The following is a 5,755-nucleotide window of genomic DNA, read 5'->3' on the forward strand; positions in this document are numbered from 1 at the left end:
AGCAGCCGGGCCGGCTGCGGATAGTCGCGCTGCTCGAAGCCGAGCCGGCCGCGCGCGTCCGCCTCGCAGGCCTGCAGCGCCTCGGCGAAGCGCTCCGGTTTGCGCAGCGCATCGCAGCGCTCGAGCAGCCGCGTCACCGCCGCCGCGCCGAATTCGCTGGAGCGATGGATATTGCCGTGCTCGCGCGCGACCAGCACGGCGAGATCGCGGCAATCGGTCGGCACGCGCAGCCGCTTGCAGACCGCTTCGAGCAGCGCCACGCTGCGCTGCTCGTGGCCGATATGGCGCGGCAGCACGTCGGCGGGCGTGGTGCCCTTGCCCAGGTCATGGACCAGCGCCGCGAAGCGCACCGTCAGCGGTGCCCGCATCGCGGCAGCGGTATCGATCACCATCATCACGTGGACGCCGGTATCGACCTCGGGGTGATACTCGGTCCGCTGCGGCACGCCCCACAGTCTGTCCAGCTCCGGAATCAGCCGCGCCAGCGCACCGCACTCGCGCAGCACCTCGAACATCCGCGACGGGCGCGCCTCCATCAGCCCGCGCGCCAACTCCTGCCAGACGCGCTCGGCCACCAGCGCGTCGACCTCGCCGCTGTCCACCATCGACCGCATCAGCGCCAGCGTCTCCGGCGCGACGGTGAATTCGGGCAGGCGCGCGGCAAAGCGCGCCAGGCGCAGGATGCGCACCGGGTCCTCGGCGAAGGCCGGCGACACGTGGCGGAATACCCGAGCGGCCAGATCGCGCTGGCCGCCGTGCGGGTCGATCACCGGGCCGACCAGGTTGCCCTGCTCGTCCACCGCCTGCGCCATCGCGTTGATGGTCAGGTCGCGCCGGATCAGGTCGTCCTCCAGCGTGACTTCGGGCGAGCAATAGAAGGCGAAGCCCTTGTAGCCGGCGGCGGTCTTGCGCTCGGTGCGCGCCAGCGCGTATTCCTCGCGGGTGCGCGGATGCAGGAAGACCGGGAAGTCCTTGCCGACCGGCTTGAAGCCGGCCGCTTCCATCTGCGCCGGCGTCGCGCCGACGACCACGTAGTCGCGGTCCTGGCTGGGGGTGCCCAGCAACTGGTCGCGGATGGCGCCGCCGACGGCGTAGATCTGCATGGAGCTGCTTCCTCGGTCCGACGCTTCAGTGCTGGATCACGATCGCGTCGTCGCGGTCCGGCGCGGCGCGATACGGCTCGTCCGGCGCGAGGAAATCGCGCTCCTCGCGGGCCGCCGCGATCCAGCGCTGCAGCGCCGGCAGTTCCAGCACCAGATCGGCATAGGCCTTGGCGTGCTCGGGCAGGTGGATGCCATAGGTCGCGAAGCGACAGACCACCGGCGCAAAGTAGGCATCGGCGATCGAGAACGCGCCGAACAGGAACGGGCCGCCGTTGCCGAAGCGCTCGCGCGCCTGCTGCCACAGCTGCACGATGCGGTCGATATCGCGCTGCACCGCGACGTTCCAGCCCATGCCGGGCAGCATCGCGCTCAGGTTCATCGGCAGCTGGCTGCGCAGATTGCCGAAGCCGGCGTGCATCTCGGCGCAGATCGAGCGCGCGAAGGCCCGCGCGGCCGGGTCCCGCGGCCACAGCTGCTTGTCGGGGAATCGCTCGGCCAGGTATTCGACGACCGCCAGCGAGTCCCAGACCACGATATCGCCGTCGATCAGCGCCGGCACCTTGTTGGCCGGCGCATAACGGCCGATCTCCTCGGCGAAGCTCGGCGTGAACAGGCGCACTGGCACTTCCTCGAATGGAATGCCGGCGTGCGCCATCACCAGCCAGGGACGCAACGACCAGGAGGAATAGTTCTTGTTGCCGATGACGAGCTTCATTTGGGAGTCCTTGGAGAGGGAGAGAGCGAGGCGAGCGCGATCGGTGGCATGCGGGAAAGACCGGAAAGACAGGAAAGCGGTATGGCTGACCACTCTGCGCTTCAGGCCGAACATTGTAGCCAGCGGCTCCGGGCCGGACCAAACGAATTGGGCTCGCAAGGAGTGTCAATCTGGGTCACATACGAGCGCATCGGGTCCGCTGCCCTCTCCCGCAAGCGGGAGAGGGGAGCCGTCCGCCCGCAAGGGGGTGAGAAACCCTCTGTTGGTTTCTCTTCCTCTCCCGCAAGCGGCAGTGGGAGCCGCCTGCCGGTTTTCTCCCTCTCCCGCTTGCGGGAGAGGGCCGGGGAGAGGGCAGCTCCCACCCCACCTTCACCGCCGATGCACGCTCGAGCGCAACGCCTCCAGCCGCGTCTCCCTGCCACCGGACAGCGCCTCGGTCATCACCGCCTCCAGGCTGGTCGGATGCACGCCGAGCTCGGGCGCCATCGGGCCGCTCAGCACATTGTCCAGCCGCATCGAATCGAGGTTGTCGCGCGACATCACCGGGCCGCCCGGCATATGTTCGAGCACGGCCGCCTGCAGGCGTGCCAGCGCGTCGGGCAGCGGCAGTACCGGGCGCGGATGGCCGGAGGCCTCGCCGGCAAAGCGCACCAGTTCCTCCAGCGTATAGACCTGCGGGCCGCCGAGTTCGTAGCAGCGGCCGATCGTGGCCGGGGTCGCCATCGCATTGACCATCGCCTGCGCGACGTCCTGCACGAACACCGGCTGAAAGCGCGCCTGCGCGCAGGCCAGTGGCACCACGGGCGCGAGCCGCTGCATGCTGGCGAACAGGTTGAGGAAATGATCGTCGGGGCCGAACACCACCGAGGGGCGGAAGATCGTCCAGTCCAGCCCGCTCTCGCGCACCGCGCGCTCGCCGTCGCCCTTGCTGCGCAGATACATCGACGGGCCCGCGCTGTCGGCGCCGAGCGCGCTCATATGCAGCAGCCGGCGAACGCCGGTGCGCCGCATCGATTCGATCAGCCGGCGTGGCAGTTCGACATGGGCGGCGGCAAACCCTGCCCCGTAAGGGTCGCCGCGCCCGCCGTGCAGCACGCCGACCAGATTGACGACGATGCCCTCGATGCCCAGCGATCCGATCGCGCTGTCGAGCGCCGCCTCGTCGGCGACATCGAGCACCGCGATCTCGACCCGCGGCAGCGCCAGCAGATCGCGCGCATTGTCCTCGTTGCGCGTGGCCACCACGATCCGTTCGGGATCCATCGGCGGGATGACCACCGTCGCGTGTTCGAGCGGCGCGTTGCTGCGGTTTGCCACGCCCGACAGGCGCGCGACCAGATGACTGCCGATAAAGCCCGAACCGCCGATCACCAGCACATTGCTCGTCAGCATGATGTCCTCCGTGGCACGGTGGCCGCGGCACGGCTGCCGCGGCGGGTTTCGACCCAGCGTTCGATGCTGCGTCAAGCAGCGGCGGACATCTCGCCCCGGGGCACCCCGTCGGCGCACCCGCGGGGCGCCGTCACGGCCCCGTCAGGGCAGGCTGGTGGTGGTGACCTGCGACGGCACCACCGTGCCCAGCCGCGCCTTCAGCGACTGCGGATGCCCGTGCATCAATGCAGCATAGTACGTGGCGTTGGAGAGCACATTCTTGACGTAGGTTCGCGTCTCCGTGAACGGAATGGTCTCGGCGAAGATCGCCCCCTCGACCGGCCGCGACAGGCTGGTGCGCCAGCTCTTGGGCCGGCCCGGGCCGGCGTTGTACGCGGCCGACGCCAGCGTCTGCGAGCTGTCCAGGTCGGTCAGCACCATGCTCATGTAGCTGGTGCCGAGCAGGATGTTGACATTCGGATCGCTCATCATCGACGGCGTGAAGTCCGTCATGCCGATCTTGCGGGCCACGTACTTCGCGGTGGCCGGCATCACCTGCATCAGGCCGTGCGCGCCGGCGGACGAGCGCGCGTTCATGATGAAGCGCGACTCCTGCCGGATGATGCCGTAGGCCCACGCCATGTCGAGGCCCGCCTGATCGGTGGCGCGCTGCATGATGTCGCGGAACGGCATCAGGAAGCGCAACGAGAAGTCGTGCTGCGCCTGGGTGCGGTCGGCCGTGTTGACGGTGCGGTCCAGCAGCGAGATGCGGCGCGCGTACTCCGCCGCGGCCAGCAGCTCGCGGTCGCTCATGCCGCGCAGCTCCCAGTTCCATTCGCGGTTGCCCTCGAAGCGCAGGTCCATGTCGTAGAACGCCTTGGCGCGCTGGAAGCCGGGGCGCGTGCGCATCGCCATCGCCTCGGCATCGCTGACCTGGGTACGCGCCGGCAGCGTGATGCGCTGGCCCAGTTCCTCGCTGGCGAGCTGCCCGTAGAAATTGAAGCCGCTGGCGATCGACTGGTACTGCTGGCGGGCCTCGTCGTTGCGGCCCGCTTCGGCCAGCGCGCGGCCGAGCCAGTAGGTCCAGGCCGGATCCTTGGTGCGCAATTCGGGGCGCATCGATTCGATCGCCAGCCGCACCAGCTTCCAGTCGCCCTGGCGCAGCGCCGCGCGCACGCGCCACTCCTGCGTCTCGGTCGACAGCCACTGGTTGCCGCCCAGTTCGACCTGACGGCGGAAGTAGCCGGCCGCATCGGGCAGCAGCTTCTTGGCGGCGAACTGGCCGACCACGCCCCAGCCCGCGCCCTGCTCGTCGCGCGACAGGCTGCCGGAGCTGGCGGTCAGGTAGGCGGCGGCCTGCGCCGGATCGCTGCGCGCCATCTTGACCACCATGGCCAGCGTATCGCCGTCCACGGGGACGTCCGGCACGGTGGCGGCGATGCGCCCGGCCAGCGTGGTGTAGTTCTGCTCCAGCGCGGTGCGGGCCTGGAAGGCGACGTCCGCGCGCGTGATCTGGCGGCTCTGGTACAGATAGCCGATCAGGTCGACGCAGCCCTCGCCATAGTTCTTCGGCTCGGTCAGCAGCGCACGGGCCTCGGCGGCGACGTTCTGCCCCTTCAGCGCGCGCGACAGCAACGCATAGCACTCGACCTGGGTATCGTCCTTCAGCACGAACTGCGGATACTGCGCGTCGAAGTTGGCCCAGTCGCGCCGCTTGCCGAGCACCAGCAGCCAGTCGTTGCGCATGCGGTCGGCGATCGCCTCGCCCTGGTAGCGCTGCAGGAAGGCGCGCACCTCGTCGTCGGGCGCGTCGATGCGCGCCAGGCCGCTGGCATCGAACAGCTGCGGCTTGATGCGGAAGTATTCGACGTAGGAGGGCACCGGGTAGTCGACCAGCGTGGCCGAGATCGCATAGGCGCGCGCCACGTCGTTCTTGCGGGCGGCTTCGCGCAGCGCCCGGAAGGCGTCGTCCGGATTGCCCGGGATCATCGTCGATGCGGCGCCCTGTCCGTTCGACGATACCGTGCGCTTCTGCGCGGCGGCCGGTGTTGCCAGCAGCGTCAAGCTCAAGGCGGTGGCGATCGCGGTCAATGCGAACTGTCCCGCACGCTGCCGATATACTCCGTTGCGCATCCTGTCTTTCCTTGTTGTGGCGGCCCGGCCGGCGCTGGATGTGGCTGCCGAACCGCTTGAAAACCAATAGTCCGCGGACATTATCACACGCGCTTCTCACCGGCCGATCCGGGACTAACGCCCTGCTTCGGCACGTAATTCTCCCGCTCATGGCCAACGCACCGACCGGTCCGCTCGATCCCTCGCCCTCGTCCGCGCAACCGTCTTCGCCGTCCGGCGATCCCGCCGCTGATCCGGTGACCGAACGCCGGGCGCTGCGGGCTGCTCTGCTGGCACGCCGCGCCAGCCTGCCGCAGCGGCAGCGGCTGGACGCGCGCATCGAGGCCGAGCTGGCCGCGCTGCTCGACTGGTTGCCGGTGCGTTGCCTGGGGTTCTACTGGCCGATCCAGCAGGAATTCGACGCGTGCGGCCTGGTGGCGCGCTGGCTCGCGGC

Annotated in this window: 4 protein-coding genes and 1 pseudogene; 1 reads left to right on the top strand and 4 read right to left on the bottom strand. The window is 69.4% G+C overall.

Annotated features, from left to right (window positions below; all coding sequences use genetic code 11):
* The 4 genes from B551_RS12505 to B551_RS12520 all read right to left on the bottom strand — a co-directional run.
* The coding region (locus B551_RS12505; protein ID WP_023264204.1) for a multifunctional CCA addition/repair protein at positions 1 to 1,103 on the bottom strand (1,103 nt) is incomplete at its 3' end.
* 25 nt (positions 1,104 to 1,128) lie between these two features.
* Positions 1,129 to 1,818, bottom strand: coding sequence for a glutathione S-transferase family protein (locus tag B551_RS12510; protein ID WP_006577567.1), 690 nt, complete (start codon positions 1,816 to 1,818; stop codon positions 1,129 to 1,131).
* Positions 1,819 to 2,187: 369 nt separating this feature from the next.
* Entirely contained in the window at positions 2,188 to 3,210 is a 1,023-nt protein-coding gene (locus B551_RS12515) for a complex I NDUFA9 subunit family protein (protein ID WP_006577568.1), read from the bottom strand.
* A 141-nt stretch (positions 3,211 to 3,351) separates the two neighbouring features.
* Complete coding sequence (locus B551_RS12520) at positions 3,352 to 5,322, bottom strand: lytic transglycosylase domain-containing protein (RefSeq protein WP_006577569.1); 1,971 nt, start codon at positions 5,320 to 5,322, stop codon at positions 3,352 to 3,354.
* A 149-nt stretch (positions 5,323 to 5,471) separates the two neighbouring features.
* Between B551_RS12520 and B551_RS12525 the strand changes: the two are divergent.
* Positions 5,472 to 5,755: pseudogene (locus tag B551_RS12525) on the top strand (hypothetical protein); the annotation flags it as partial.

It is taken from the genome of Cupriavidus sp. HPC(L), from assembly GCF_000307735.3.
Taxonomy (GTDB): domain Bacteria; phylum Pseudomonadota; class Gammaproteobacteria; order Burkholderiales; family Burkholderiaceae; genus Cupriavidus.

What these genes read in the sequence shown, in the direction of transcription:
- B551_RS12510 (WP_006577567.1), bottom strand. Translation starts at nt 1,818, where the DNA reads ATGAAGCTCGTCATCGGCAACAAGAACTATTCCTCCTGGTCGTTGCGT.
- B551_RS12515 (WP_006577568.1), bottom strand. Translation starts at nt 3,210, where the DNA reads ATGCTGACGAGCAATGTGCTGGTGATCGGCGGTTCGGGCTTTATCGGC.
- B551_RS12520 (WP_006577569.1), bottom strand. Translation starts at nt 5,322, where the DNA reads ATGCGCAACGGAGTATATCGGCAGCGTGCGGGACAGTTCGCATTGACC.